This is a genomic window from Pseudomonas azotoformans (assembly GCF_900103345.1).
Taxonomy (GTDB): Bacteria; Pseudomonadota; Gammaproteobacteria; order Pseudomonadales; family Pseudomonadaceae; genus Aquipseudomonas; species Aquipseudomonas azotoformans.
Genome location: NZ_LT629702.1, coordinates 3,422,657 through 3,449,642 on the forward strand (window position 1 = coordinate 3,422,657; position 26,986 = coordinate 3,449,642).

At 61.3% G+C, this 26,986-nt stretch carries 24 protein-coding genes; 13 read left to right on the forward strand and 11 right to left on the reverse strand.

The annotated features are described in order from the left end of the window. Positions 1-142 precede the first annotated feature (142 nt). Genes BLR69_RS15355 through BLR69_RS15380 form a run of 6 tightly spaced genes read left to right on the forward strand, consistent with a single transcriptional unit; the run spans position 143 to position 6,825 of the window. A complete protein-coding gene (locus BLR69_RS15355) occupies positions 143-835 on the forward strand; it encodes an RDD family protein (protein WP_071496520.1) in 693 nt (230 codons plus the stop codon). Further along, positions 832-1,812, forward strand: coding sequence for a stage II sporulation protein M (locus BLR69_RS15360; RefSeq protein ID WP_071496519.1), 981 nt, complete (start codon positions 832-834; stop codon positions 1,810-1,812). Before BLR69_RS15355 ends, BLR69_RS15360 begins: the two co-directional genes overlap by 4 nt. Beyond that, on the forward strand, positions 1,799-3,328 hold the full coding sequence (locus tag BLR69_RS15365) for a DUF4129 domain-containing protein (RefSeq protein ID WP_071496518.1): 1,530 nt from the start codon (positions 1,799-1,801) through the stop codon (positions 3,326-3,328). The genes BLR69_RS15360 and BLR69_RS15365 overlap by 14 nt, the downstream gene beginning before the upstream one ends. After that, positions 3,325-4,494: a DUF4350 domain-containing protein gene (locus tag BLR69_RS15370; RefSeq protein ID WP_071496517.1), complete on the forward strand. Its 1,170-nt coding sequence runs from the start codon at positions 3,325-3,327 to the stop codon at positions 4,492-4,494. Before BLR69_RS15365 ends, BLR69_RS15370 begins: the two co-directional genes overlap by 4 nt. Next, entirely contained in the window at positions 4,491-5,486 is a 996-nt protein-coding gene (locus tag BLR69_RS15375; protein WP_071496516.1) for an AAA family ATPase, read from the forward strand. The genes BLR69_RS15370 and BLR69_RS15375 overlap by 4 nt, the downstream gene beginning before the upstream one ends. Positions 5,487-5,493: 7 nt before the next feature. Continuing rightward, positions 5,494-6,825 (forward strand): DUF58 domain-containing protein, encoded by a 1,332-nt coding sequence (locus tag BLR69_RS15380; protein ID WP_071496515.1) that lies wholly within the window; start codon positions 5,494-5,496, stop codon positions 6,823-6,825. A gap of 76 nt (positions 6,826-6,901) precedes the next feature. Here the strand turns inward: BLR69_RS15380 and BLR69_RS15385 are convergent, their stop codons facing one another. Further along, positions 6,902-7,261, reverse strand: a complete 360-nt coding sequence (locus BLR69_RS15385; RefSeq protein WP_071496514.1) for a PilZ domain-containing protein — start codon at positions 7,259-7,261, stop codon at positions 6,902-6,904. A 227-nt stretch (positions 7,262-7,488) separates the two neighbouring features. After that, complete coding sequence (locus BLR69_RS15390; RefSeq protein WP_071496513.1) at positions 7,489-7,863, reverse strand: tol-pal system YbgF family protein; 375 nt, start codon at positions 7,861-7,863, stop codon at positions 7,489-7,491. A 173-nt stretch (positions 7,864-8,036) separates the two neighbouring features. On the opposite strand from BLR69_RS15390, the gene pyk reads away from it, so the two are divergent. Beyond that, a complete protein-coding gene (pyk, locus tag BLR69_RS15395; protein WP_071496512.1) occupies positions 8,037-9,488 on the forward strand; it encodes a pyruvate kinase in 1,452 nt (483 codons plus the stop codon). A gap of 184 nt (positions 9,489-9,672) precedes the next feature. Here pyk and BLR69_RS15400 read toward each other — a convergent pair whose 3' ends face one another. Both BLR69_RS15400 and BLR69_RS15405 read right to left on the reverse strand, forming a co-directional pair. Continuing rightward, positions 9,673-10,422: an enoyl-CoA hydratase-related protein gene (locus BLR69_RS15400; RefSeq protein ID WP_071496511.1), complete on the reverse strand. Its 750-nt coding sequence runs from the start codon at positions 10,420-10,422 to the stop codon at positions 9,673-9,675. A 30-nt stretch (positions 10,423-10,452) separates the two neighbouring features. Next, entirely contained in the window at positions 10,453-11,385 is a 933-nt protein-coding gene (locus tag BLR69_RS15405) for an iron-sulfur-binding ferredoxin reductase (protein WP_071496510.1), read from the reverse strand. A gap of 298 nt (positions 11,386-11,683) precedes the next feature. On the opposite strand from BLR69_RS15405, the gene BLR69_RS15415 reads away from it, so the two are divergent. From BLR69_RS15415 to BLR69_RS15430, 4 genes are all read left to right on the forward strand, one after another. Continuing rightward, positions 11,684-13,207 carry a fumarate hydratase gene (locus BLR69_RS15415; protein WP_071496508.1) on the forward strand — a complete coding sequence of 508 codons (1,524 nt, stop codon included), beginning with the start codon at positions 11,684-11,686 and terminating at the stop codon, positions 13,205-13,207. A gap of 211 nt (positions 13,208-13,418) precedes the next feature. Continuing rightward, complete coding sequence (locus BLR69_RS15420) at positions 13,419-15,185, forward strand: sensor histidine kinase (protein ID WP_071496507.1); 1,767 nt, start codon at positions 13,419-13,421, stop codon at positions 15,183-15,185. Next, complete coding sequence (locus BLR69_RS15425) at positions 15,179-16,504, forward strand: sigma-54-dependent transcriptional regulator (RefSeq protein WP_071496506.1); 1,326 nt, start codon at positions 15,179-15,181, stop codon at positions 16,502-16,504. Before BLR69_RS15420 ends, BLR69_RS15425 begins: the two co-directional genes overlap by 7 nt. Positions 16,505-16,789: 285 nt before the next feature. After that, positions 16,790-18,109, forward strand: a complete 1,320-nt coding sequence (locus tag BLR69_RS15430) for an MFS transporter (protein WP_058423295.1) — start codon at positions 16,790-16,792, stop codon at positions 18,107-18,109. Positions 18,110-18,162: 53 nt separating this feature from the next. Here BLR69_RS15430 and BLR69_RS15435 read toward each other — a convergent pair whose 3' ends face one another. Then, on the reverse strand, positions 18,163-18,918 hold the full coding sequence (locus BLR69_RS15435; RefSeq protein WP_071496505.1) for a COG4705 family protein: 756 nt from the start codon (positions 18,916-18,918) through the stop codon (positions 18,163-18,165). Between the two features lie 160 nt (positions 18,919-19,078). Here BLR69_RS15435 and BLR69_RS15440 point away from each other — a divergent pair, with 160 nt between their 5' ends. Next, the gene (locus BLR69_RS15440; protein WP_071496504.1) at positions 19,079-19,711 is read left to right on the forward strand and encodes a flavin reductase family protein; all 633 of its coding nucleotides are present in this window, start codon (positions 19,079-19,081) and stop codon (positions 19,709-19,711) included. 124 nt (positions 19,712-19,835) lie between these two features. Here BLR69_RS15440 and BLR69_RS15445 read toward each other — a convergent pair whose 3' ends face one another. Both BLR69_RS15445 and BLR69_RS15450 read right to left on the reverse strand, forming a co-directional pair. Next, positions 19,836-20,081, reverse strand: coding sequence for a hypothetical protein (locus BLR69_RS15445; protein WP_071496503.1), 246 nt, complete (start codon positions 20,079-20,081; stop codon positions 19,836-19,838). Between the two features lie 42 nt (positions 20,082-20,123). Continuing rightward, positions 20,124-20,465, reverse strand: a complete 342-nt coding sequence (locus BLR69_RS15450; protein ID WP_058423299.1) for an antibiotic biosynthesis monooxygenase family protein — start codon at positions 20,463-20,465, stop codon at positions 20,124-20,126. Between the two features lie 328 nt (positions 20,466-20,793). Here BLR69_RS15450 and BLR69_RS15455 point away from each other — a divergent pair, with 328 nt between their 5' ends. Beyond that, positions 20,794-21,723 (forward strand): AraC family transcriptional regulator, encoded by a 930-nt coding sequence (locus BLR69_RS15455; RefSeq protein ID WP_071496502.1) that lies wholly within the window; start codon positions 20,794-20,796, stop codon positions 21,721-21,723. 127 nt (positions 21,724-21,850) lie between these two features. On the opposite strand, the gene BLR69_RS15460 is transcribed toward BLR69_RS15455, so the two are convergent. The 4 genes from BLR69_RS15460 to edd all read right to left on the reverse strand — a co-directional run bounded on the left by BLR69_RS15460 (position 21,851) and on the right by edd (position 26,943). Then, on the reverse strand, positions 21,851-23,278 hold the full coding sequence (locus tag BLR69_RS15460; protein WP_197681384.1) for an ATP-binding protein: 1,428 nt from the start codon (positions 23,276-23,278) through the stop codon (positions 21,851-21,853). Between the two features lie 31 nt (positions 23,279-23,309). Next, positions 23,310-24,044, reverse strand: a complete 735-nt coding sequence (locus tag BLR69_RS15465; RefSeq protein WP_058423302.1) for a response regulator — start codon at positions 24,042-24,044, stop codon at positions 23,310-23,312. Between the two features lie 119 nt (positions 24,045-24,163). Then, the gene (locus tag BLR69_RS15470; protein WP_071496500.1) at positions 24,164-25,120 is read right to left on the reverse strand and encodes a glucokinase; all 957 of its coding nucleotides are present in this window, start codon (positions 25,118-25,120) and stop codon (positions 24,164-24,166) included. Then, entirely contained in the window at positions 25,117-26,943 is a 1,827-nt protein-coding gene (edd, locus tag BLR69_RS15475; protein WP_058426788.1) for a phosphogluconate dehydratase, read from the reverse strand. Before edd ends, BLR69_RS15470 begins: the two co-directional genes overlap by 4 nt. Between the last annotated feature and the right edge of the window lie 43 nt (positions 26,944-26,986).

Here is a 26,986-nt window from a genome sequence, read left to right on the forward strand (position 1 = left end):
CAAAGTCTAGGCGCTGAAAGGCTTCCGCGACCAGCACCAAATAGACTGTACAAACATCCAGCAAGACCTTGAATGGTTGCTTCCATCCCCGACACTGCTAGCATCCGTGTCTTCCAGCCACTCTGCACTGCCAAGGATCGCGATGCCGTCAGCCCCATTGGACACCCGCTACCAGATCGAGACCCCGGAGGGCATCGACCTGCCCCTGCGTCCGGCCGGCCTGGTGCCGCGCGTGCTCGCCTTTGCCTTCGACCTGGGTGTACGCGGGGTGATCATGGGCGTTCTGTTGGTGCCATTGGCTTTGCTTGGCAACGTCGGGATCGGCCTGGGAGCGCTGCTGCTGTTCCTGATCAGTTGGTGGTACATGGTGCTGTTCGAGGTGCTCAACCAGGGTTGCTCACCCGGCAAGCAGGTTATGGGGCTGCGTGTCGTACAAGATGACGGCACTCCGATTGGCTGGTCCGCTTCACTGGTCCGCAACCTGCTGCGGTTTGTGGACATGCTGCCGTTCGGCTACTGCCTTGGCGTGATCAGTTGCCTGCAGCACCCCCACTTCAAGCGCCTGGGCGACCTGGCCGCCGGCACACTGGTGATCTACCGGGAACAGCCGCTGGTACGGCCTCAGATTCCTCAAGCAACAGCCCTGCGCTTGCCCTTTGCCCTGGATTTGAGTGAACAACGGGCGATCCTTGGTTTTGCGGAACGCCAAGGGGAACTGTCCACCGAGCGTGTTCACGAATTGGCCTCGATTCTCGCCGCGCCCTTGCAGGTATCCCCCGCCCGAGCTGCGGAACAACTCAATGGCGTGGCCCGCGGCCTGCTGGGGCCGACATGAAACAGAGTCTTTTCGAAAGCCGTCACCAGCGCCAATGGCAAGCCTTCGCCGAGCAACTCACCCAGTTGGAGCAAGGCCAGGCCAAGGCCGCTGACGTGGCCGATTTCCCTCATCAATATCGACGCCTGTGCCAGCACCTGGCCCTGGCCCAGGAACGCGGCTACAGCAGCTACCTGGTAGACCCATTGCAACAACTGGCCCTGCGCGGCCACCAACAACTCTACCGTCATCGCAGCCAACTGGCGGCGAATGCGCTGAGCTTTGTACTCGCCGATTTTCCTCGGCTGGTACGGGAACAGTGGCGTTTCGTGTTGATCGCCAGCATGCTGTTCTTTGGCAGCCTGGTGGGTATTGCCCTGCTGGTCTACCTGTTTCCCGACCTGATCTACAGCATCGTCAGCCCGCAACAGGTGGCCGAGATGCAGGCCATGTACGACCCTGATGCCAGCCGCCTGGGCCGCGCCGCCGAGCGTGCATCAAGTGAAGACTGGATGATGTTCGGCTACTACGTGATGCACAACATCGGTATCGCGTTCCAGACGTTTGCCGCCGGTTTATTGTTCGGCCTGGGCAGCGTGTTCTTTCTGATTTTCAACGGCCTCATCATCGGTGCGGTCTCCGGTCACCTGACCGAGATCGGCTATGGCCAGACCTTCTGGTCATTCGTCATCGGCCATGGCGCATTCGAACTGACCGCGATCGCCCTCGCCGGTGCCGCAGGCTTGCAGTTGGGGTGGGCACTGATCGCCCCTGGACAACTGACCCGTGGTGAATCATTGCGGCTGGCTGCACGCAAGAGCGTGCGAATGCTGTGCGGTGTCATGCTGTTTCTGCTGATCGCAGCCTTCGTCGAAGCATATTGGTCATCCACCACCGTGATAACCCCGTGGATCAAATACCTGGTGGGCGCTGTTCTATGGCTGCTGGTGGGCACTTACCTGGGCTTTGCCGGAAGGAATCGCCATGCGCCTGACTGATGCCAGTGTGGTCATCCGGCCGCGTACTGCCTGGGAAGCCATGGATCTTGGCGCCTTGATGGCACGGGAGCATCGCCTGCTATTGATGGGCAGTTGGGCATTGGTCACCCTACCTGTGTTCGCCTTGCTTACAGCCCTGCTGTGGCAGTATCCGTCCACCGCCATATTTCTGTTCTGGTGGCTCAAGCCGGCCTTCGACCGCTTGCCGCTGTACATTCTGTCCAAGGCCCTGTTTGGTGAAACGCCCACTATCAAGCACGCTGTGCGCCAGTGGCCGCGCCTCCTCAAGGGTCAACTGCTGGCCAGCCTGACCTGGCGACGGCTCAGCCTGAGCCGCAGCTTTGTAATGCCGGTGAGCCAACTCGAAGGCCTGGACGGCCCGGCGCGCCAGAAACGCCTGGGCGTGTTGCAGCAACGCAATGCCGGCGCCGCACGATGGCTAACCATCATCGGGATGCACCTTGAAATCGGCCTGTGGTTTGGTTGCATGGCACTGTTCTATCTGTTCATCCCGCAAAACCTCGAGATGGACTGGGACTGGCAACGCCTGTTGTTGGCGACAAGCTCGGAAGGGTTGTGGCTGGAGCACCTGGGCAACGCGTTCTATGCCTTGCTCCTGATATTTTGGGAACCCATCTATGTCGCCTGCGGCTTCAGCCTCTACCTTAATCGTCGCACCGTATTGGAAGCCTGGGACCTGGAGTTGGTCTTCCGACGTCTTCGTCAACGCCTGAGCAATGCGGCGCCGCTGATCCTACTGATGATCGGACTGATGCTGCTGCCTCTAAGCCCTCCCGTCATGGCCGATGCTTCCAGCCCCTCCAAGCCACTGAGCACTCCGAGCGCGAGCCAATCCATCAAATCGCTGCTGGACAAACCGCCCTTCAAAAACCCGGAAACTGTGATTCGTTATCGGTTTGGCGAAGAAAAGCCAGCCGGTAAAAACAAAACACACAGTGACGGCAAACTTCCCGATTGGCTGAAGGCCCTGCTGGACAACCTCAACAGCAATACCTTCAAGCACATCGCCCAAGGCTTGGAAGTTCTGCTGTGGGGCGTTTTCATCGGTAGCCTGATCATGCTCGCGTGGCGCTATCGCGAGTGGTTGCGCACCTTCGTCAGCAGGCGCGGACCGCGTAAGACAGAGGTTGCCAAACCGCTGCCCACGCAATTGTTCGGCCTTGAACTGGGCACCGAAACCTTGCCCGCCGACGTTGCCGGCGCCGCCGAACACCTATGGGCCAACCACCCCAGGGAAGCTCTCGGCCTGCTGTATCGAGGCCTGCTCAGCCGGTTATTGCATGACTTCAATTTGCCGTTGAAAGGTGCTGATACCGAAGGCCAGGTCCTGGCACGTGTACAGCAGTTGCAGCAACCACAACTGCTTGCCTTCAGTGATGAGCTGACCCGTCATTGGCAAAACCTCGCTTATGGTCACCGCCTCCCTCCGCTCTCTGCCCAGCAGAAACTGTGCAGTGATTGGCGCGCCCTGTTCAGCCTAGGGAGCAACCGATGAATCGTCCATTACTGTGGGTGGGGTTATTGCTGGCATGCCTGCTTGGAGCGAGCGGTTACTACGTGTGGAGCAAGGCGATTCCCTATGACGAAGTGGTGGATCGTGGTCCTTCGCCGGAGGCACTGGCCAATCCTTACCTGGCGGCCGAACACTTTCTACGCCAACAAGGCCTCACCGTAGAGCATGCCAATAGTCTGAAACAGCTGAGCAGCTTGCCCGCCAAGGGCAGCAGCCTGCTGCTGCTCGGCGAGCGCAGCAACATGTCGCCACGCCAGATAGAACAGTTGCTGGGGTGGGCCAGATCCGGCGGTCATTTGCTGGTGGTCGCCGAGGCGCTGTGGGATGAAGAGACTGGCAAAAGCGGTGACCTGCTGCTCGATCGCCTGCAGATTCACCAGACGTTGAGTGAAGAACCGGAAGAACCTGCCACTTCCCTCAAAAAGCCATCAAAGAAGAAAGCCCCGGACCTGACCAAGCTTTATGTCGACAATGAAACCGCACCGGCTTATTTCAGTTTCGACACAGATTTCAACCTCACCGACCCCAGGCACCTGGCTCAGTTTTCCGCCAACAGCGCAAGGGCCAGCCACCTGATGCAGCTCGACCTCGGGGAAGGCAGCGTCACAGTGATCACGGACAGCGACCTGTGGAAAACCCCAGACATCGGCAAGCACGATAATGCTTGGCTACTGTGGTACCTGAACCAGGGCACTGCCGTGACGTTGCTGTTCAATAGCGACTTCGACGACCTGTTCACCTTGCTGATGCGGTATTTCCCCCAAGCCTTGGTAGCACTCACGACCCTCGTCGCCTTGGGACTTTGGCGGGCCGGCGTACGTCAAGGCCCGATTCAGGCCCCTGCATCCCCCGCTCGCCGCCAATTGCAGGAACACCTGAAAGCCAGTGCCGAGTTCCTGCTGCGACGCAGCGGCCAGGGCACGCTGCTGCGGGCCTTGCAGCGCGATATCTTGCGTGCGGCCCGACGCCATCACCCCGGCTTTGAACACCTCGACAACGCGGAACAGTGCAGGGTGCTTGAACACCTGACGCGCCAACCTTCTTACGTCATCAACCAGGCCCTTGGCCCACTCCCGGCAAAACGGCTTTCCAGCGCCGATTTCAGCCGGCAGGTGGCGCGCCTGCAAACCCTCAGGAATGCCTTATGAGTGATTTCCCAAGCGCTACTGCCTTGACCAGCGAATCCCTGCAACGCGCCAGTGGGCAAGCCCAAGCCCTGCGCACTGAGTTGCGCAAGGCAGTGATTGGCCAGGACGCGGTGATCGACGATGTCCTGACCGCACTCATCGCCGGTGGCCATGTGCTGCTCGAAGGTGTGCCGGGGCTGGGTAAAACCTTGCTGGTGCGCGCCCTGGCACGCTGCTTCGAGGGCGATTTCGCGCGTATCCAGTTCACTCCGGACCTGATGCCCAGCGATGTCACCGGCCACGCCGTGTATGACCTGCACACCGAACAGTTCAAGCTGCGCAAGGGGCCGGTGTTCACTCATCTGTTACTGGCCGACGAAATCAACCGTGCTCCGGCCAAGACCCAGGCCGCCTTGCTTGAGGCCATGCAGGAACGGCAAGTCACGCTCGAAGGCGAGGCACTGCCCATCGGCCAACCGTTCATGGTGCTGGCGACCCAGAATCCCATCGAACAGGAAGGCACCTACCCCCTGCCGGAGGCGGAACTGGATCGCTTCATGCTCAAGGTGCGCATGGATTATCCCGACGCGCAGCAGGAACTGGACATGGTGCGCGAAGTCACACGCTCGTCGCGCGCCGACATGCTGGCTGTACATCCATTGCGCACCGTATTGCAGGCCGAAGATGTGCTGCAACTTCAGCAGGTTGCCAGTGACCTTGCCCTGGACGAACAAGTGCTCGACTATGCCGTGCGCCTGGCACGCGCTACACGTAGCTGGCCAGGGCTGGCGATCGGTGCCGGACCGCGCGCCTCAATTGACCTGGTCCGCGGCGCCCGCGCCCGCGCCTTGTTGCGCGGTGGTGAATTTGTCACACCGGACGATATCAAGGGATGCGCCCTGGCAGTACTGCGCCATCGCGTACGTATCGCACCAGAACTGGATATCGATGGGCTGGAGGTCGACCAGGTGCTCAGGCAATTGTTGGATCAGATTCCGGCACCCCGGCAGTGACTCGGCCATGAAGCCGACTCGTCTGCTGTTGAACTGGCTCGGCGCATTGCTGGGCCTGGGCATCCTTCTGGGCACTGCGGCAGCGTTGCAGCTCACAGTACCGGACACCCTGCACTCAGTCGTTTGGGGACTACTCCTGGCGCTGCTGCTGTTAGCCATGCTGGACGCCATGCGGGTGCATCGCCGCCCCTCTCCACGTGTACAACGGCAGATGCCCGGCAGCCTGGCGCTGGGGCGCTGGGGCGAAATCCGCCTGGCCCTGGACCACGACTTCCCACAGCCGCTGACGGTGCAGGTATTCGATCATGCCCCCGACGGGTTGAGCGTAGAGAACATGCCTCAACCCATAACCTTGTATCCCGGTGAACGCAGCGAGCTGGGTTACCGTCTTCGCCCCCTGCGGCGCGGGCATTTCAGTTTCAGCCGCTGCGAAGTGCATCTGCCCAGCCCTATGGGGCTGTGGTCAGCACGACGCTATATCGAGGTGAGCGACGCCACCCGCGTCTACCCGGATTTCGCCAGGCTCTACGGCGCACAACTGCTGGGTGTGGACAACTGGTTGAGCCAACTGGGCGTTCGTCAGCGTCAAAGGCGCGGGCTGGGCCTGGAATTTCATCAACTACGTGAGTTTCGCGAAGGCGACAGCCTGCGACAGATCGACTGGAAGGCCACCGCCCGACAACGCACCCCCATCGCCCGTGAATACCAGGATGAGCGCGACCAACAAATTGTGTTCATGCTTGACTGCGGCCGGCGCATGCGTAGCCAGGATGACGAGCTGTCTCATTTTGACCACGCCCTCAATGCGTGCCTGCTGCTCAGCTATGTTGCCTTGCGCCAAGGCGATGCCGTGGGGCTGTGCACCTTTGCCGGTGACCAGTCGCGCTACCTGGCGCCGGTCAAGGGCAGTAGCCAGTTGAACCTGTTGCTCAATGCGGTGTACGACCTGGACACCACCCGACGCACTGCCGATTACCAGGCGGCGGCAAGCCAACTGCTGGCCCGGCAGAAGCGTCGAGCCTTGGTCATTGTGGTGAGTAACTTGCGGGACGAGGACGATGAAGCATTATTGACTGCCGTCAAACGCATCAGCCGCCAACATAAGGTGCTGGTGGCCAGCTTGCGCGAGGAAGTACTCGACCAACTGCGTCAAGCCCCCGTGCAAACCTTGCCCGAAGCCCTGGCCTACAGCGGCACCGTCGACTACCTCAATACACGGGATGAGTTGCACGACCGCCTGACTGCACATGGTTTGTCGGTGCTGGACGCCTTGCCGTCAGAGCTGGGCCCCGCGCTGGTGACACGCTACCTGGGCTGGAAGAAAGCCGGAACGTTCTGAGAAAAAGCGCTGAAAAACAGCACTCGACCACGGCAGGGGGATACAGCCCCCGAACCGGGTCAACAGTAGGTTGTAGCTAGGCCGAAGCCTGCAAGGGATCAAAACTGAAGTACTGCAACAACACGTTGATCAATTGCCCATACTCCTCCGGGGCCTGCTGCACACTGAACCCGGAGTCGTAATGCTGGGGGTTGATATCTTCGTGACTCCACAGGCAGGTAGCCGTGAGATCAATTGGATGGAAGGTGCCGTCAGCCCCCGGAATCTTCAAGCGCAGCTCGAAATCCACGTCGACCATCATGGGCAATTGACTGATCAACATCAGCCCGTCTTCCGAGAGATTCCCCAAGAAACCGATGGGTTTGTCGGTCAGACGGTTAAAAACTTGCAGGAAATAAGGTAGCTTATGCCGCTCGATCCGTCGGTCGGTAAACATGGTGAGATCGCCATCCAGTGGCCATAACTGCGGCCGTGCCAGTGATTCGGAACGAGCAAATAACGCCCGCTCTCCATGGATCTCGGTACGACAACAGGCAATAGTCCGCCGCCAGAACAGCTACCGAATCCGGGCCCCACATTCGTTTGCATGGAAACTTGTACAAACGAACATCCAAAGGATAGCCCAAGACTGGCAACGGGCCAGTTATGAAATGACGAATATCATCACAACGAAGCGGGACGCGGCTGGGCGACACTTGCACCGGGGTAATGCCCCAGCTGCTGCAAGGTATCGAGCCTCGCACGAGCACGATAGGCGTACTCACTCGACGGGTACTGATTGATGATGAATTGATAGGTCTGCACCGCATCAACGAACAGCTTTTGCCGTTCCAGGCACTGCCCGCGCAACATCGAGACCTCCGGCTGCACATAGCGCCGGGTACGGCTTTCACGGTCGACCTGGGACAATTCCAGGGTGACACGCTCGCAATCACCGACTTTGTAGGCACGATAGGCATTGTTCAAGTGATGGTCCATCGACCAACGGGTGCAGCCGACAACACTGACGGCCAGGGCAGCAACGAGCAAAATTCGCATGAGGGTTCTCCTGTCTTGTGCAGTGTATCGACCCCTCGTCGAAAATCTTCAAGGATGTTCGTATTCAGCCGCAGCGAAAACAAGTCAATCATCGATAAGTAGTGCAAACGAACAATGACTACAACGAAAGAGCATAGTAGCCTTCCTCAGCGCTTGAACTCAGGAGTCTGTGCATGTCCGTCCGTCGTACCAAAATCGTCGCCACCCTTGGCCCGGCCAGCAACTCGCCGGAAGTCCTCGAACAGCTGATTCTGGCTGGTTTGGACGTTGCCCGTCTGAACTTCTCCCACGGCACCCCGGACGAGCACAAGGCTCGCGCCAAGCTGGTGCGTGACCTGGCTGCCAAGCACGGCCGCTTCGTGGCACTGCTGGGCGACCTGCAAGGCCCGAAAATCCGTATCGCCAAATTCGCCAACAAGCGGATCGAGCTGAAGATCGGTGACACCTTCACCTTCTCCACCAGCCACCCGCTGACCGAAGGCAACCAGCAAGTCGTGGGTATCGACTACCCGGACCTGGTCAAGGACTGCGGCGTCGGTGACGAGTTGCTGCTGGACGACGGCCGCGTGGTCATGCGCGTCGACACCGCCACCGGCACCGAGCTGATCTGCACCGTGACCATCGGCGGCCCGCTGTCCGACCACAAAGGCATCAACCGTCGTGGCGGTGGCTTGACGGCACCGGCCCTGACTGAAAAAGACAAGGCTGACATCAAGCTCGCCGCCGAAATGGAAGTGGACTACCTCGCCGTGTCCTTCCCGCGCGACGCCGCCGACATGGAATACGCCCGCAAACTGCGCGACGAAGCCGGCGGTACCGCCTGGCTGGTGGCGAAGATCGAACGCGCCGAAGCCGTGGCCGACGACGAAACCCTCGACGGCCTGATCAAGGCTTCCGATGCGGTGATGGTTGCCCGTGGCGACCTGGGCGTGGAAATCGGTGACGCCGAGCTGATCGGTATCCAGAAAAAGATCATCCTGCACGCACGCCGCCACAACAAAGCGGTGATCGTGGCGACCCAGATGATGGAGTCGATGATCCAGAACCCGATGCCGACCCGCGCCGAAGTGTCCGACGTGGCCAACGCCGTGCTCGACTACACCGACGCTGTGATGCTATCGGCTGAAAGCGCCGCTGGCCCGTACCCACTGGAAGCCGTGCAGGCCATGGCGCGTATCTGCCTCGGCGCCGAAAAGCACCCGACCAGCAAGACCTCCAGCCACCGTATCGGCAAAGAGTTCGAAAGCTGTGACCAGAGCATCGCCCTGGCCGCCATGTACACCGCCAACCACTTCCCGGGCGTGAAAGCGATCATCGCCCTGACCGAAAGTGGCTACACGCCGTTGATCATGTCGCGCATCCGTTCCTCGGTGCCGATCTACGCGTTCACCCCGCACCGTGAAGCCCAGGCTCGCGCAGCGCTGTTCCGTGGCGTGTACACCGTTCCGTTCGATCCGGCTTCGCTGGCACCGAACGAAGTCAGCCAGAAGGCAATTGACGAGTTGGTCAAACGCGGCGTCGTGGAGCAAGGCGACTGGGTCATCCTGACCAAGGGCGACAGCTACCACACCACCGGTGGCACCAATGGCATGAAGATCCTGCACGTGGGCGACCCGCAGGTCTGAGTGACACGCTGAAAAACAAAAGCCCCGCCATGTGAATGGTGGGGCTTTTTGCATTTCAGGGAAGCGGTTGTGTGATGCCAAAGAACCTCATCGGGGGCAAGCCCCCTCCCACCGTTTGACCGCGCCGCCGATCAAAAGTGGGAGGGGGCTTGCCCCCGATGAAGCCCGATCAACCACCACACGTTCATCGCCGGGTGATAAACGCTGACAGCGCCGCAATCGCCTCAGGCGACTTCAACCGTTGGGTGAACAAAGCGCCCTCCTCCTCGATCACCTGGCGCAATTGCTCACGATCCACACTCTTCATCAACTGCTTGGTCACCTGCACCGCCCCCGGCGCCAGGGTCTCAAAACGCTCGGCCATTTCACGCGCCTTGGCCAGCGCCGCATCACCGCTGCCCAGCGCTTCGGTGGCAAGCCCCCACGCCGCGGCCTGTTCGCCGCTGAATCCCTCGCCCAGCAGCAGCAATTCGGCGGCTTTCGCGTGCCCCAGCAACCTCGGCAAAATCAGGCTGGACCCAAACTCCGGACACAGCCCCAGGTTGACGAATGGCATGCGCAACCGTGCATCGTGGCTGATGTACACCAGATCGCAATGCAGCAGCAGGGTTGTGCCAATCCCCACGGCAGCGCCCGCCACCGCGGCAATCACGGGCTTTCGGCAGTTGAGCAGGCTTTTCATGAAATAAAACGGTGGGCTGTCGAGGTCACTGGGCGGCTGTTCAAGAAAATCGCTGATGTCGTTGCCGGCCGTGAAGCACTCGCTGCTGCCCTGGATCAGCACGCAGCGGATATCCGCGTCCGCATCGGCGTGCTCCAGTGCCTCGGCCAATTGCGTGTACATGGCGCGGGTCAGAGCGTTCTTCTTGTCGGGGCGATTGAGCTGCAGGATCAGCAGCCCGCGCTCGCGCAACTGTTGGATGGCATCGGTCATGGCGATTCTCGCGGCTGGAAAATTCAGCGCTCAACCGCGTGGCAGGAACACATCGGCCAGCAGTTGATTACGCGGCAACCCCGCCAGGAACAAGCGCTTGGAAAACGCCTCGACGCTGGCCGGGTGTCCGCAGAGTAAGGCCAGCGTTTGCCGCGAAACAAGCCGCAGTTGCGCCAATGCCTGGGTCGCCTGCGCCGCCGTCCACAGTTCCACCGATACGTTTGGATGCTGTGCAGCCAACTGCGCCAAGGGTTCGGCCAGGTAATGGCCTTCGGCATCATGGGCCAGGTGAATCACGCGGATGGCGCCCTGGTGATCCTGACGCAGCGCCTCACGCAACACGCCCCACAACGGTCCCAGCCCAGTGCCGGACGCCAGCAGCCACAGCGGCCTTGTTTGCCAGTCCGGGTCATATTGCAACGCGCCGCCGCGCAAATCGCCGAGGCGCAGCCGATCACCCACCTGCAACTGCCGGGCAAGATCGCTGAATTCGCCCGGCAAACGGCAATCGAGATGAAATTCCAGATATGGATCGTCCTGGGGCAGGCTTGCCAGGGAGTAAGGCCGCGCGACCTGCCCCGCCCACAGCACCAGATGCTGCCCGGCCCGGTAACGCAAACCTCGCTCCGGTTGCAGGCGCAGGCGCAGTACGGTCGGGCTCAGCCAATCGACACCCACCACCTGCGCCGGCAAGCCGTCACGCGCCGGGTCAAACGCTTCAACCCGCAGGTCACCGCTGACCTGACACTGGCAGGCCAACCGCCAGCCGTCCTGGCGCTGCGCCGGGCTCAAGGCCTCGGGTTGCTTGTCTTCGACCTCGCCCTGGCAACGCACCAGGCAGGCATGGCAACTGCCGGCTCGGCAACTGTAAGGCACGGCCACACCCGCCTGGTTCAAGGCATCCAGCAGGTTGCTGCCGGTGGTTACCGACCAATGGCGTTCGCCGACGTACAGTTCAGGCATTTAACGTTCACCTGTAGGAGCGAGCTTGCTCGCGAAGATCGCCAACGATAACGCGGGGTGCCTGACAAAACCCATCAAATTCAAGTTTTTCGCGAGCAAGCTCGCTCCTACTACCCAATCGAGCCAGGCATTCATGACCATAGTCGGGTGTATCGGCCACCGCGCCGGGTTATACTGCCGCGCCTTTTTAGCGTCGCGCCTGCACCACTTTGGCGTGCCTTGGAAAGGTGGACCCAGCCGACCGATGCAACACTGGGCCCACCTTTATTGAATGTTCCCTTATAGAGGAGCGCGACTCATGACCGTGATCAAGCAAGACGACCTGATTCAGAGCGTTGCCGACGCCCTGCAATTCATTTCCTACTACCACCCCGTGGATTTCATCCAGGCCATGCACGAAGCCTACCTGCGCGAAGAATCGCCAGCGGCCCGTGATTCCATCGCCCAGATCCTGATCAACTCGCGCATGTGCGCCACCGGCCATCGCCCGATCTGCCAGGACACCGGTATCGTCACCGTGTTCGTGCGCGTGGGCATGGACGTGCGTTGGGATGGTGCCACCATGGGCCTGGACGACATGATCAACGAAGGCGTGCGTCGCGCCTACAACCTGCCGGAAAACGTCCTGCGTGCATCCATCCTGGCCGACCCGGCAGGTAGCCGTAAAAACACCAAGGACAACACCCCGGCCGTGATCCACTACTCCATCGTCCCGGGTAACACCGTGGAAGTGGACGTGGCGGCCAAGGGCGGCGGTTCCGAGAACAAGTCGAAAATGGCCATGCTCAACCCGTCCGACTCGATCGTCGACTGGGTGCTCAAGACCGTTCCGACCATGGGCGCCGGCTGGTGCCCACCGGGCATGCTGGGTATCGGCATCGGCGGCACCGCCGAGAAAGCCGCAGTGATGGCCAAGGAAGTGTTGATGGAATCCATCGACATCCACGAGCTGAAAAAGCGCGGCCCGCAAAACCGTATCGAAGAGATGCGCCTGGAGCTGTTCGAGAAGGTCAACCAGCTGGGCATCGGCGCCCAGGGCCTGGGTGGCCTGACCACCGTGCTCGACGTGAAGATCATGGACTACCCGACCCACGCCGCGTCCCTGCCGGTGTGCATGATCCCCAACTGCGCCGCCACCCGTCACGCGCATTTTGTGCTCGACGGTTCTGGCCCGGCGTCGCTGGAAGCGCCACCGTTGGACGCCTACCCGGAAATCGTCTGGGAAGCCGGCCCGTCGGCCCGTCGCGTCAACCTCGACACCCTGACCCCGGAAGAAGTACAGAGCTGGAAGCCGGGCGAAACCGTGTTGCTCAACGGCAAGATGCTCACCGGTCGCGACGCCGCGCACAAGCGCATGGTCGAGATGCTGAACAAGGGCGAAAGCCTGCCGGTGGACCTCAAAGGTCGCTTCATCTACTACGTCGGCCCGGTTGATCCGGTACGCGAAGAAGTGGTTGGCCCGGCTGGCCCGACCACCGCGACGCGGATGGACAAGTTCACCCGTCAGATCCTTGAGCAAACCGGCCTGCTGGGCATGATCGGCAAATCCGAACGCGGCCCGACTGCGATCGAAGCGATCAAGGACCACAAGGCCGTGTACCTGATGGCCGTCGGCGGCGCTGCTTACCTGGTGGCGCAAGCCATCAAGAAGTCGCGTATTGTCGCGTTTGCCGAACTGGGCATGGAAGCGATCTACGAGTTCGACGTGAAGGACATGCCGGTGACCGTTGCTGTCGACAGCAAGGGCGAATCCGTGCACATCACCGGTCCTGCGATCTGGCAGAAAAAGATCAGTGAAAGCCTGGCGGTAGAAGTGCAATAAGCGCTTCCACTCCAAACATAAAGGCGACTGCGGCCCATGGCTCAGTCGCCTTTTTTATGGCCTGTGGAAAACGCGGCGGTTGTGACCTCTGGGCCTTCTGTGACCACTGGGTTTGTTGTGGCGAGCGGGCTTGCCACAACAGCGCCGCTCCCCAACATAAACGTCGTGCATGCTATGGTGCACTCCCCTTACCGTGCCTGCCCATCACCGTATGATCGCGATTCCCCGCCCCCTGCGTCTGACCTTCTATTCCCTGCTGATCATCGCCGGTGCCCTGCTGGCTGCAGCCCTGGCCACTCGCCACGCCGAACGCCAGGCCCTGGTGGACGATGCCGCCCGTGCCAATCAGCAACTTGCACTCTATGCCAACTCGTTGCACACCCTGATCGAACGCTACCGCGCGCTACCCGCCGTGCTGGCGCTGGACTCGGAAATGATCAGCGCGCTGAAAGGCCCGCTGAACGCCGCCACCCAGGACGTGCTCAACCGCAAGCTCGAACGCATCAATGGCGCCGCGCAGTCCTCCACCCTGGAATTGATGGATCGCACCGGCCTGGCGGTGGCCGCCAGCAACTGGAACCTGCCGAGCAGTTATGTAGGGCATAACTATGCGTTCCGGCCTTACTTCAGCCAGACCTTGAGCCAGGGCACCGGGCGTTTTTATGCGGTGGGTGTGACGACCGGGATTCCAGGGTATTTCCTCTCCAGCGCAGTGCTGGATGAACACGAGCAGTTCCTCGGCGCCATGGTGGTCAAGCTGGAGTTCCCCGAGCTCGAACGCGAGTGGGCCCAGGGCAATGACCTGCTACTGGTCAGCGATGCGCGTGGCATCGTGTTTATCGCCAACCAGCCCGGCTGGCGTTATCGCAACCTGCGACCGTTGTCCGCCAACGACCTCGCCGAGTTGAAAGCCACCCGCCAATACGACAAAAAACAATTGCAGGCGCTGGAGACCCAGACCCTGCAGCGTTTTGACGAAAACAGCCACCTGATGCGCGTCAACGGCCCGGACGGCAATGCCAATTACATCTGGGAGTCCTTGCCGCTGAAAGCCGAAGGCTGGACCCTGCACTTGCTGCGCAAGCCTCAGTTCGCCTTTGAAGATCAACGTAACGCTGGCCTGGCTGCCGCCGGCTCCTGGCTGGCGCTGGTGTTCCTGGTCCTGTTCCTGACCCAACGCTGGCGCCTGGCCCGCTTGCGCCAGCGCAGTCGCGAGGAGCTTGAGCAACTGGTGGAAGAACGCACCCAGGCGTTGCGCACCGCCCAGGATGGCCTGGTGCAATCGGCCAAATTGGCGGCGCTGGGGCAGATGTCTGCCGCCCTCGCCCACGAAATCAACCAGCCGCTCACCGCCCAGCGCATGCAGTTGGCCACCTTACGCCTGCTGCTGGACCACGGCCGTATCGACGACGCCTACAAAGCCCTCACGCCGCTCGACGATATGCTCACGCGCATGGCCGCTCTCACCGGCCACCTCAAGACCTTCGCGCGCAAAAGCCCGAGTGGCCTGCGCGAACGCCTGGACCTGGCCACCGTGGTCGACCAGTCCCTGCATCTACTCGACGCACGCCTGCGCGATGAAGCCATCGGTGTGGTGCTGGACCTGACCCGACCCGCCTGGGTGCGCGGCGATGCCATCCGCCTGGAGCAGGTGCTGATCAACCTGCTGCGCAACGCCCTCGACGCCATGGCCGACAAACCGCGCAAACGCCTGGAAATCCGCCTGCACGCCGATCAGCAACTCTGGCAGTTGACGGTCAGCGACAGCGGCGGCGGGATTGCCGAAGAGCACCTGAACAGCGTGTTCGACCCGTTCTTCACCACCAAGCCGGTGGGTGACGGGCTCGGCTTGGGGTTGGCGGTGTCCTACGCTATCGTGCACGAATTGGGCGGTCGCCTGATCGCCGGCAACCGCGGCGACGGTGCAGTCTTTACCCTGACCCTGCCCATCGCGCTGGAGACGCCCGACCTATGTTGAACGCGGTGATTGTGGTCGATGACGAAGCCAGCATTCGCACGGCTGTCGAGCAATGGTTGAGCCTGTCAGGCTTTGAGGTGCAACTATTCAGTCGCGCCGAAGAATGCCTGGCGCAACTGCCCAGGGATTTCCCCGGCGTGATCCTCAGCGACGTGCGCATGCCGGGGCTCAGCGGCCTGGAACTGCTGGCCGAAGTGCGGCGCCGGGATGCCGATTTGCCGGTGATCCTGCTCACCGGCCATGGCGATGTACCGATGGCGGTCGAAGCCATGCGCGATGGCGCCTACGACTTCCTCGAAAAACCCTTCAGCCCGGATGCCCTGCTCAACAGCCTGCGTCGTGCTTTGGACAAGCGCGGGCTGATCCTGGAAAACCGTCGCCTGCATCAGCAGGCCGATCATCGGGCGCAGTTGGAATCGACACTGCTGGGCGTGTCCCGAAGCTTGCAGACCTTGCGTCGCCAGGTGCTGGACCTGGCAAGCCTGCCGGTCAACGTACTGATCCGTGGCGAGACCGGCAGCGGCAAGGAAATGGTCGCGCGCTGCCTGCATGATTTCGGCCCTCGGTCCAAGAAGCCTTTTGTAGCGCTCAATTGCGCGGCGATCCCGGAGCAGTTGTTCGAGGCCGAGCTGTTTGGTCACGAAAGCGGCGCGTTTACCGGCGCCCAGGGCAAGCGCATCGGCAAACTGGAATACGCCCACGGCGGCACGTTGTTCCTCGATGAAATCGAAAGCATGCCCCTGGCCCAGCAGGTAAAACTGCTGCGTGTGCTGCAGGAGCAGAAGCTGGAACGGCTGGGCTCCAACCAGAGCATCCACGTGGACCTGCGCATCATCGCCGCCACCAAGCCGGACCTGCTGGAAGAAGCCCGCGCCGGGCGCTTTCGCGAAGACCTGGCGTATCGATTGAACGTCGCGCAATTGCGCCTGCCGCCCCTGCGTGAGCGTCGCGAAGATATCCCGTTGCTGTTCGATCACTTCGCACAGAGTGCCGCCGAACGCCTGGGCCGCAGCGTCGAGCCATTGAGCGGCGCGCAGTTGGGACGCTTGCTCAGCCATGACTGGCCGGGCAACGTGCGCGAGTTGGCCAACGTCGCCGAACGCCAGGTGCTGGGCCTTGGCGACCCGGAACCGGAAGGCATCGAGGCCGGACAGTCCCTGGCCGCCCAGCAAGAGGCCTTTGAAGCCCACTGCCTGAAAGCCGCGCTGACCCGACACAAAGGCGATATCAAGGCAGTACTGGCCGAGTTGCAACTGCCGCGTCGTACCTTCAATGAGAAGATGCAGCGGCATGGCCTGCTGCGGGAGATGTTTCTCTAGGCGAATCCTTGTGTTGACTGGCAGTCCGCTATCGGGGGCAAGCCCCCTCCCACATTTTGATTTGTGAACACGCTCAAGTGTGGGAGGGGGCTTGCCCCCGATGAGGACCGCAGCCATAAGCGGATTTCCGCTCACCCCCTGAAAATCATCAGCGACTTTCCGCTCAAAAAATCCCCCAAACCCTTCTAGACCGGGCCTTCATCCACCTGGCACAGCTCCTGCTATAGCTCGAGCCAGGCTGCGCACGCGCCGCTCCATAAAAACAACTAGATGAAGGATCCTTCAATGGATAACTCCAACGCCCTGCCTCTGGGGTCGGCGGCCGCGCCGACGAAAGAGCGCACTACCTCCAGCCGCATCAAATCGATTTTCAGTGGTTCCGTCGGCAACATGGTCGAGTGGTACGACTGGTACGTCTACGCCGCTTTCTCGCTGTACTTCGCCAAGACCTTCTTCCCCAAAGGCGACACCACCGCCCAACTGCTCAACACCGCCGCGATCTTCGCCGTGGGCTTCCTGATGCGCCCGATCGGTGGCTGGCTGATGGGCCTGTACGCCGACAAGGTCGGCCGTAAAAAAGCCTTGATGGCCTCGGTCTACCTGATGTGCTTCGGCTCGCTGCTGATTGCGCTGAGCCCGGGCTATGAAATCATCGGTATCGGTGCGCCGATCCTGCTGGTCTTTGCCCGCTTGCTGCAGGGGCTGTCGGTCGGCGGCGAATACGGCACCTCCGCCACTTACCTCAGCGAGATGGCGACCAAGGAACGTCGTGGTTTCTACTCCAGCTTCCAGTACGTGACCCTGATCTCCGGTCAACTCATCGCCCTGGCGGTGCTGATCGTGTTGCAACAACTGCTGACCACCGAGCAACTGTATGCCTGGGGCTGGCGTATCCCGTTCGCCATCGGCGCCCTGTGCGCAGTGGTTGCGCTGTACCTGCGGCGCGGCATGGAAGAAACCGAGTCGTTCACCAAGAAGGAAAAGGCCAAGGAAAGCGCGATGCGCACCCTGATGCGCCACCCCAAGGAACTGCTGACCGTGGTCGGCCTGACCATGGGCGGTACGCTGGCGTTCTACACCTACACCACCTACATGCAGAAGTACCTGGTGAACACCGTCGGCATGAGCATTTCCGACTCCACCACCATCTCGGCGGCGACGCTGTTCCTGTTCATGTGCCTGCAACCCATCGTCGGCGGGCTGTCGGATAAGATCGGCCGGCGCCCGATCCTGATCGCCTTCGGCATCCTCGGTACGCTGTTCACCGTGCCGATCCTCACCACCCTGCACACCATCCAGACCTGGTGGGGCGCGTTCTTCCTGATCATGGCGGCGCTGATCATCGTCAGCGGCTACACCTCGATCAACGCCGTGGTGAAGGCCGAGCTGTTCCCCACCGAAATCCGTGCGCTGGGCGTGGGCCTGCCGTATGCGCTGACAGTGTCGATCTTCGGCGGCACCGCTGAATACATCGCGCTGTGGTTCAAGAGCATCGGCATGGAAACCGGTTATTACTGGTACGTGACGGCGTGCATCGCGGTGTCGCTGGTGGTCTACGTGACCATGAAGGACACCCGCAAGCACTCGCGCATTACCACCGACTAAACGTCAGTTGCAGTCAACCCTGTGGGAGGGGGCAAGCCCTCCCACAGATTGAATCAGGACAACTCGGCGATCGTCTTACGTCCGTACCGCCGCTGCGCGTACGACGCCCCCGCAATCATCACCACCAACACCGCCGCCAACACTGCCGACGAACCGATGGTGCCGAAGTCCAACCCGCCCTTTTCATGGGGCTTGGTAAGGAAGTCACCCAAGGTCGCACCGAACGGCCGGGTCAGTACAAACGCCACCCAGAACAACAGCACCGAAGAAATTTTGGTGAAGTACTTGAGTGCCACCACCGCCGCAATCGCCGAGCCGATCAACAAGGCGCCGCCGGCAAAACCCAGCCCTGAGTCATCTGCCAGGAAATCGCCCAACGCGGTGCCCAAGGTGTTGGAGAACAGGATGGCCATCCAGTAGAACAACTCCCCCCGGAAGGTCTGCACTTTGTTCACGTTCAGCGAATCGCCGCTGAGGTGCCACAACGCGAAGATGATCATCAGGATCGCGATCAGGATCATGGAGCCCGCGGCATAACCCAGCCCCAAGGTGCGGTCCATGAAATCCGACATCGTGGTGCCTGCGGTGCTAGTGGACAAAATCACGATCCAGTACAGCACCGGGTTGTAGGTTTTCGAGCGCAGTTGCGTCACCAGGGTGATCAGGAACACGCTGATCAGCATCATCGAACTGATGGCATAACCGACATTGAGGGTCATCGACAGCAAATCCCCGGCGGTTTCGCCCAGGGTGGTCGCGCAGATTTTCATGACCCAGAACGCCAGGGTGATCTGAGGAAGTTTATTCATAAGGGGGAAGGCTCCAAAGCTCAGTCTCTCAATAGGCCGACTTATTGGGTTGTCGACAGTGGGCGCAGACTGACGGTGGAGCTGTGAAAAATAGGTGGGCGACGAATGAAAATTCCATAGTATGGCCACTTCATCGACGACCACTGCAGGAACCCCGGCCATGCCAGACGATATCCATTTCTACGAACCCGCCAACGGCCACGGCCTGTCCCATGACCCGTTCAATGCCATCGTCGGTCCACGGCCGATCGGCTGGATCTCGTCCCATGACAACGAAGGTCGCCTGAACCTGGCGCCCTACAGTTTTTTCAATGCGTTCAACTACATTCCGCCGATCATTGGATTCTCCAGCGTCGGGCGCAAAGACAGCCTGAACAATATCGAGCAGACCGGCGAGTTTGTGTGGAACCTGGCCACCCGCCCGTTGGCCGAGCAGATGAACCAGAGTTGTGCCCCGGTATCACCGGACGTGAATGAATTCGAATTGTCCGGGCTGACCCCGGTGGCCTCGAAGATCGTTGGTGTACCGCGAGTGGGCGAGAGCCCGGTGTCGTTCGAATGCAAGGTGACGCAAATCATTCAGCTGCAACGTGCCGACAAAGAGTTGGTGCCAAGCTGGCTGGTGCTCGGCGAGGTGGTCGCGGTGCATATCGCCAAGTGGCTGCTCAAGGATGGCATCTACGACACCGCCGCCGCCGAGCCGATTTTGCGCGGTGGCGGACCGGCGGATTACTTCCAGTTGGGGCCGGAGGCACTGTTCAAGATGTATCGCCCAGGCGCCGGCAAACCTTGACTGAAATACAATAAAACGTGGGAGGGGGCTTGCCCCCGATGGCAATGGCACATTCAACATCGTTGTTGACTGACACACTGCTTTCGGGGGCAAGCCCCCTCCCACATTAGATTGTCGGCGTTACTCAGTTGGCGGCGCTCGCCCAGGTCAGCTGACCCTCTTCATCCACACCGATCAGCCGTTCAAGCTGCACGGTGGCTGCATCATCGGCATCGGCGGCCGTCTTGAACGTCTGTCCATCCAGGATCTTGTGAAACTGCGGGGCGCCCATGCCATCGAGTGCCTTGACGGCGACGGCGGCGCTGTAGCCCCCTTCACCCGGTACTACGGCAGATACGGCTTCGTGGTGGGCAAATTGTTTACGTGCCATGTTGCAGGTCCTGGCCAATGGAAAGTCGGCCATTCTAGACCTTCAGCCGGCGAGTTGCAGGTACTCGCCGTAGGCGTGTGCGGCGGATGCATCGGTAAAGGTCTGGAAGTCCATGCTGCGCACGACCATGTCGTTCAACAGCTCGGTAAAGATCATCAGCGCTGGAGAATTGAAGTAGGCGCTCATCGCCTGTTCGCTGCTCCAGAAACCGGAGATCAACCATACATCGGGATCGACCTGGGAATGCTGCAACGAGAATTGCAGGCAACCCTGAGCCTGGCGGCCCGGTTCGATCAAACTGCTCAAGCGTGCACCGAGTTCGGTACTGCACCCGCTGCGGGCGCGGATAAAGGCCATATGGCTCGCGGGAATGGGGGTGGACATGTTCGACTCTCCCGTTGAGAAGTGATGCTCGGCAAGCACTGTGAGGGCGTGTTGCCACAGGATCAAAGATAACGGCGCGGGTCGGCGCGCGGTTAGTCAATTCCTGTCGGCTTATTGCACAATCCTGCGAGAAGCGTAGGGAGGACGTCTGGCACAGCGGTTTTATTCCAGGGGCCAACGCCTTGTTTCAGGGAGATGACAGGCCTTGCGATTGCCTGATTCACGATGTATCGCAGGATCAGGCAAGGATTATGCAGAATCGACGTAACACTATTTGAAAAGCCGCCGCTAAGCTGAACCCATCGAAGTAGCCCGTAGAGGACGTTCCATGTCGTCGCCCGAACATAAAGCCATCCCCCTCGACGCCGAGATGGAAAAACAGCGCGCCGAACTGGCCAGCATCGTGCACCGGCATACCTGGGAGGACGGCTCCTACGGTACGGCCATCACCACCCTGTTTCTGAACCGCCACAACACCCCGCGCGACTTCATGCCGGTGCTGGTGGAGCCGGCGCTGTGCATCCTGGCCAGCGGCAGCAAGGAAGTACGCCTGGCCGACGAGATCTTTGCCTACGACCCGCTCAACTACCTGGTGTTCTCGGTGGCGATGCCGGTGGCCGGGCGGATCATCGATGCAACGCCCGAAGACCCGAACCTGTCGGTGCGCATCAACATCGACCCGGCGCAGCTCACTGCGCTGATTGCCGAGGCTGGCCCGATGGGCGTACCGTCGCGCCCGACTTCTCGCGGCATGTACGTCGACCGCATCGACGGTCAACTGCTGGACGCTGTGCTGCGACTGGCGCGTCTGTTGGACACACCCAAAGACATCGCCATGCTCGCGCCGTTGATCAACCGGGAGATTCTTTATCGCCTGCTGCGCGGGCCGCAGGGCTATCGGCTGTATGAAATCGCCGTGGCCAACAGTCAGAGCCATCGGGTCAGCCAGGCGATCAAGTGGTTGAACGGCAACTACGAACAACCGCTGCGCATCGATGACCTGGCCAAGGAAGTGAACCTGAGCGTCTCGACCCTGCACCACCGCTTCAAGGCGATCACCGCCATGAGCCCGTTGCAGTACCAGAAGCAGTTGCGCTTGCAGGAAGCACGGCGGTTGATGATTGCCGAAGGGTTGGAGGCGTCGGCGGCGGGGTATCGCGTGGGGTATGAAAGCCCGTCGCAATTCAGCCGGGAGTACAGCCGGTTGTTTGGCGCACCACCGTTGCGTGACCTGGCGCGGTTGCGCCAAAGCATCTGAAAACACCCCCGCATCACTGTAGGAGCGAGCTTGCTCGCGAAGAACGACCGGACGCCGCATTCATCCAGGCACCCCGCGTTTGCGTCGAGGTTTTTCGCGAGCAAGCTCGCTCCTACAGGGTGCCCGCTCAGTCCAAACTGCGGGGTAGTTGCAACGTCACCCGCAACCCACCCTCACGCAAATTCTGCAAACTCACTTCACCGCCATGGCTGTGGGCAATGTTGCGCGCAATCCCCAGGCCCAAGCCGTATCCCTGTTGCTGTCCGGCCAGGCGGAAGTGCGGTTCGAACACCTGCTCAAGACGCTGTTCCGGCACGCCAGGCCCCTCGTCATCCACATGCAGGACGAACTCCGCGCCATCGTCCTCGATATGCAGATGGGCGTTCTGCCCGTACTTCAAGGCGTTGTCGATCAGGTTGCCAATGCAACGCTTGAGCGCCAGCGGCTTGCCCGGATACGCCGCCAGGGCTGCACCGTTCAGCGTGACCCGGCCGTTGCCGTTGGGTGCCACGTAAGGCTCCACCAGGCATTCGAGCACATGGTTGAGGTCCACCGGCTCGATGTTTTCGTGGATATCCGTGTCTTTCACGCATTGCAGCGCGCCCTTCACCAGCAACTCCAGTTCATCCAGGTCGCGGCCGAACTTGGTTTGCAGGTTTTCGTCTTCCAGCAGTTCCACGCGCAGGCGCAGGCGGGTGATCGGTGTGCGCAAGTCGTGGGAAATCGCACTGAACAATTGGCTGCGCTCCGTCAGGTAGCGGCTGATGCGCTCACGCATGGCGTTGAACGCACGGCCCACTTCCACCACTTCGCTGCCGCCGCCTTCGGCCACCGGTTCCACGTCCGCACCCAGGGACATGTCCCGCGCCGCCCGCGCCAAACGCTTGAGCGGCCTGCTTTGCCAGTGCACCAGCAGGCCGATGAACAGCAACAGGAAACCGCTGGTCAGCACGATAAACCACACCTGCTGGGACGGCAGGCCTTGTTCTTCAAGGCTGGTGTAGGGCTCGGGCAACAGCGAGGCGATATACAACCATTCGCCCGGGGCGAGCTGGATCTGGGTGACCAGCACCGGCGGGTTCACCGGTTCCAGGGTCAGCGCGTAGTGCGCCCAGGAACGCGGCAGCTCATCGAGTTTCAGGCCGGCATTGAAGATGCGCAGGTCTTCGGCGCTGACGAACTCCACCGACATATGCACATCGGCGCCGAGGGTCTGTTTCAACACCTCATCCACCGCTTCAAGCACCGCCTGTTTACGCGGGGTCTGCGGCAGGATGGCCATGTCCAGCGGACGATCATTGAGGGTCACCACGAAACGCGTGCCGCCCATGCTACGCAGTTGATCGAGCACCAGCGGGCGGTAGGCCACCGGCAACGAACGGAAGTAACTCACGCTGGCGGTCATCGAATGTGCCAGGCTGCGAGCGCTGGTGACCAGGCCTTCGAGCTGGGTAGCGCGCAGTTGTGAGACCCAGATCACGCTGGACAGCGCCTGGGCGAACAACACCGCCAACAGCGTCAGCAGCAGCATGCGCCCCAGCAGCGAGCGCGGCACCGGGAAACGCCGGCGGTGTTCGATCAAATGTTCAGTGGACATTGCCGGCAACCACGCTGGCTGCCAGTTGATAACCACTGCCCCGCACGGTGCGGATCAGACGAGGGGGCTTTTCGGTGTCGCGCAGGCGTTGGCGCAGGCGGCTGACGGCCATGTCGACGATGCGATCCAGCGGCATCAGGTCGCGCCCCCGGGTAGCGTTGCCGATGGTGTCGCGGTCGAGGATCTGCTGCGGATGGTCGAGAAACAATTTGAGCAAGGCAAAGTCGGCGCCGGAGAGGATCACTTCTTCGCCGTCCACATGGAACAGGCGGTGGCTGATCATATCCAGCCGCCACTCATCGAATACCAGCACATCGCCGCCGCTGCTGCGCTCCTGGCCGAACTGGCAACGGCGCAACAAGGCCTTGATCCGCGCTTGCAACTCGCGAGGGCTGAAGGGTTTGCCGATGTAGTCGTCGGCGCCCAGTTCCAGGCCGATCACACGGTCGGCCTCGTCGGAACTGGCGGTGAGCATGATGATCGGCACCTGCGCCTGGCGCGGGTGCTGGCGGATCCAGCGGCAAAGGCTGAAACCGTCTTCGTCCGGCAACATCACATCGAGGATGACCAGGTCGCACGGCGCCTCGTTCATCGCCTGGCGGAACCCCGCGCCATCCGGCACCCCACGCACCTGGAAACCGGCGCGACTGAGGTAGGTCTGCAGCAATTCGCGGATTTCCTGGTCGTCGTCGACCAAGAGGATCGATTTACTGATTACGCTCACGGGGTCCTCCTTGTTGTTATGGGGTGTTATTGATGGCCTCATCGGGGGCAAGCCCCCTCCCATATTGGAATGCGTTCCAAATGTGGGAGGGGGCTTGCCCCCGATAGGGCCATCAGTCCCTATGCAAAAGCCTGTTCCAACGCAACGCCAGCCCCGGTCAACCCGGAATACGGCGCGGTCACCAACCACACCGGAATGCCCTTGAAGTAGTCACTCATGCAGCCTTTATCAGCAAAGCTCCTGGCAAAACCGCTGTGGATAAAGAAGTCGGCAAACCTCGGTATCACCCCGCCCACGATGTACACACCACCGCGTCCACCGGTGGTCAGCACATTGTTACCGGCGACGCGGCCCAGCCAGATGCTGAACTGGTCCAACACCTCCATCGCCACCGGGTCACCGGCCAGGCCGGCGGCCGTGATGGCTTCGGGGGTTTCCAGTACCGGCGCATGGCCGTCGACCGCACAGATCGCCCGGTACAGCCTTGGCAACCCACCACCGCTCAAAGCGGTTTCAGCGCTGACATGCCCGATCTCGGTGTAGATGTGCTGCCACAGCTGGGTTTCCCGTGGGCTGCTCAGCGGCAGGTCGACATGCCCGCCTTCCCCCGGCAGCGCCGCAAAGCGGCCACCGCCCAAGTCCAGCAATGTACCGACACCCAGGCCAGTGCCCGGACCGATCACCACCGCAGGCCGCAACGGCTCCGGCGTGCCCTCGCAGACCACGCGGAATTCGTCGGGCTTGAGGCGGGTCATGCCCAGGGCCATGGCCGAGAAGTCATTGACCAGCAGCAGCTCATCCACCTGCAACGCCTTGCAAAACGCAGTCTTGCTCAGGCGCCAGTGATTGTTGGTGAATTTAAATTCATCGCCGCTTACCGGGCCAGCGACAGAAAGACACACCGCGCCGATGTCCCCGATTTCCAGGCCTTCCTCTTTGAGGTAGACCTTGATCGCCTCTTCAGGACTCTTGTGATCCGCCGTGGCATGCACACGGATCGAATGCAGTTCCTGATCCCGCCACAACGCAAAACGGGCATTGGTGCCCCCGATGTCACCGACCAGCGCTAACTTCACTTAAGCGTCTCCAAGGCAGAGGTAAAGGCGCTTGCGCCCTGCTCTGCGGAGCTTGCGGCCAAGCGCATAAATGCAAACAGCTCGCGACCGGCCCCCACGTTGTTACCCAACAGGCCCGTGGCAGGCGCGCGCGCTGCAAATTCTTCGGCGTCCACCTTAAGCTCCAGGGTGCCCTTCACGCCATCCACGCGAATGATATCGCCATCGCGCACCCGCGCCAGTGGTCCGCCGCTCTGGGCTTCGGGGTTGACGTGAATCGCGGCGGGGATCTTACCCGACGCGCCCGACATACGCCCGTCTGTTACCAGCGCGACCTTGAAGCCACGGTCCTGCAACACCCCGAGGAACGGCGTCATCTTGTGCAATTCCGGCATGCCGTTGGAGCGCGGGCCCTGGAAGCGCATCACCGCGACGAAGTCTTTTTCCAACTGGCCGGCCTTGAACGCGTCGGCCAGGTCCTGCTGGTCCTGGAACACCACGGCGGGCGCTTCGACAATCTGGTGCTCAAGGGCCACGGCCGAGACTTTCATCACGCCACGCCCCAGGTTGCCTTCCATCACGCGCAAGCCGCCCTCGGGCGAGAACGCACGGGCCACGGGACGCAGGATGCTTTCGTCGAGGCTCTCGATGGGGCCGTCGCGCCAGATCAGCTCACCGTCGACCAGGAACGGTTCCTGGGTGTAGCGGCTCAGGCCCTTGCCGGCCACGGTGTTGACGTCTTCGTGGAGCAGACCGGCTTCGAGCAGCTCGCGGATCAGGAACGACATGCCGCCCGCCGCCTGGAAGTGGTTGATGTCAGCCTTGCCGTTCGGATACACGTGGGACAGGGTCGGCACCACTTCGGAGAGGTCGGCCATGTCGTCCCAGGTGAGGATGATGCCCGCCGACATGGCGATGGCCGGCATGTGCAGGGTGTGGTTGGTCGAGCCGCCGGTGGCATTGAGCGCGATGATGGAGTTGACGATGGATTTCTCGTCGACGATCTCGCCGATCGGCGTGAAGTTGCCGTTGGCCTTGGTCAGGCGCGTGACTTGGTGCGCGGCTTCGCGGGTCAGCGCGTCACGCAGCGGCGTGTACGGGTTGACGAACGAGGCGCCTGGCAGGTGCAGGCCCATCACTTCCATCAGCAACTGGTTGGTGTTGGCGGTGCCGTAGAAGGTGCAGGTGCCGGGGCTGTGGTAGGACTTCATCTCCGATTCCAGCAGCTCTTCGCGGGTGGCCTTGCCTTCAGCGTAGCGCTGGCGCACATCGGCCTTCTGCTTGTTGGAAATGCCCGACGGCATCGGCCCGCCCGGTACGAAGATCATCGGCAAGTGACCGTAGCGCAGCGCGCCCATCATCAGGCCGGGGACGATCTTGTCGCAGATGCCCAGCATCAAGGCCGCGTCGAACATGTTGTGGGACAGCGCTACCGCCGTAGACATGGCGATGACTTCACGGCTGAGCAGGCTCAGCTCCATGCCCGGTTCGCCCTGGGTCACGCCGTCGCACATCGCGGGCGTGCCGCCGGCGAACTGGCCGACCGAGCCGACTTCGCGCAGGGCTTTCTTGATCTGTTCAGGGAAATGTTCGTACGGCTGGTGCGCCGAAAGCATGTCGTTATATGACGAAACAATTGCCACGTTGGCGGCATTCATCATGCGCAGGCTATTTTTATCTTCAGTGCCGCAACCGGCCACGCCGTGGGCAAAGTTGGCGCATTGCAGCTTGCCGCGCATCGGACCGTCGCTGGCTGCGCCGCGAATAAGCGCAAGGTAAGCCTCGCGGGTGGCGCGGCTGCGGGCGATAAGCCGTTCGGTGACCTCAAGAACGCGGGGATGCATGTGTAGAACTCCAGGCTAACGGATGTGGCGACCTGAGTGTCTA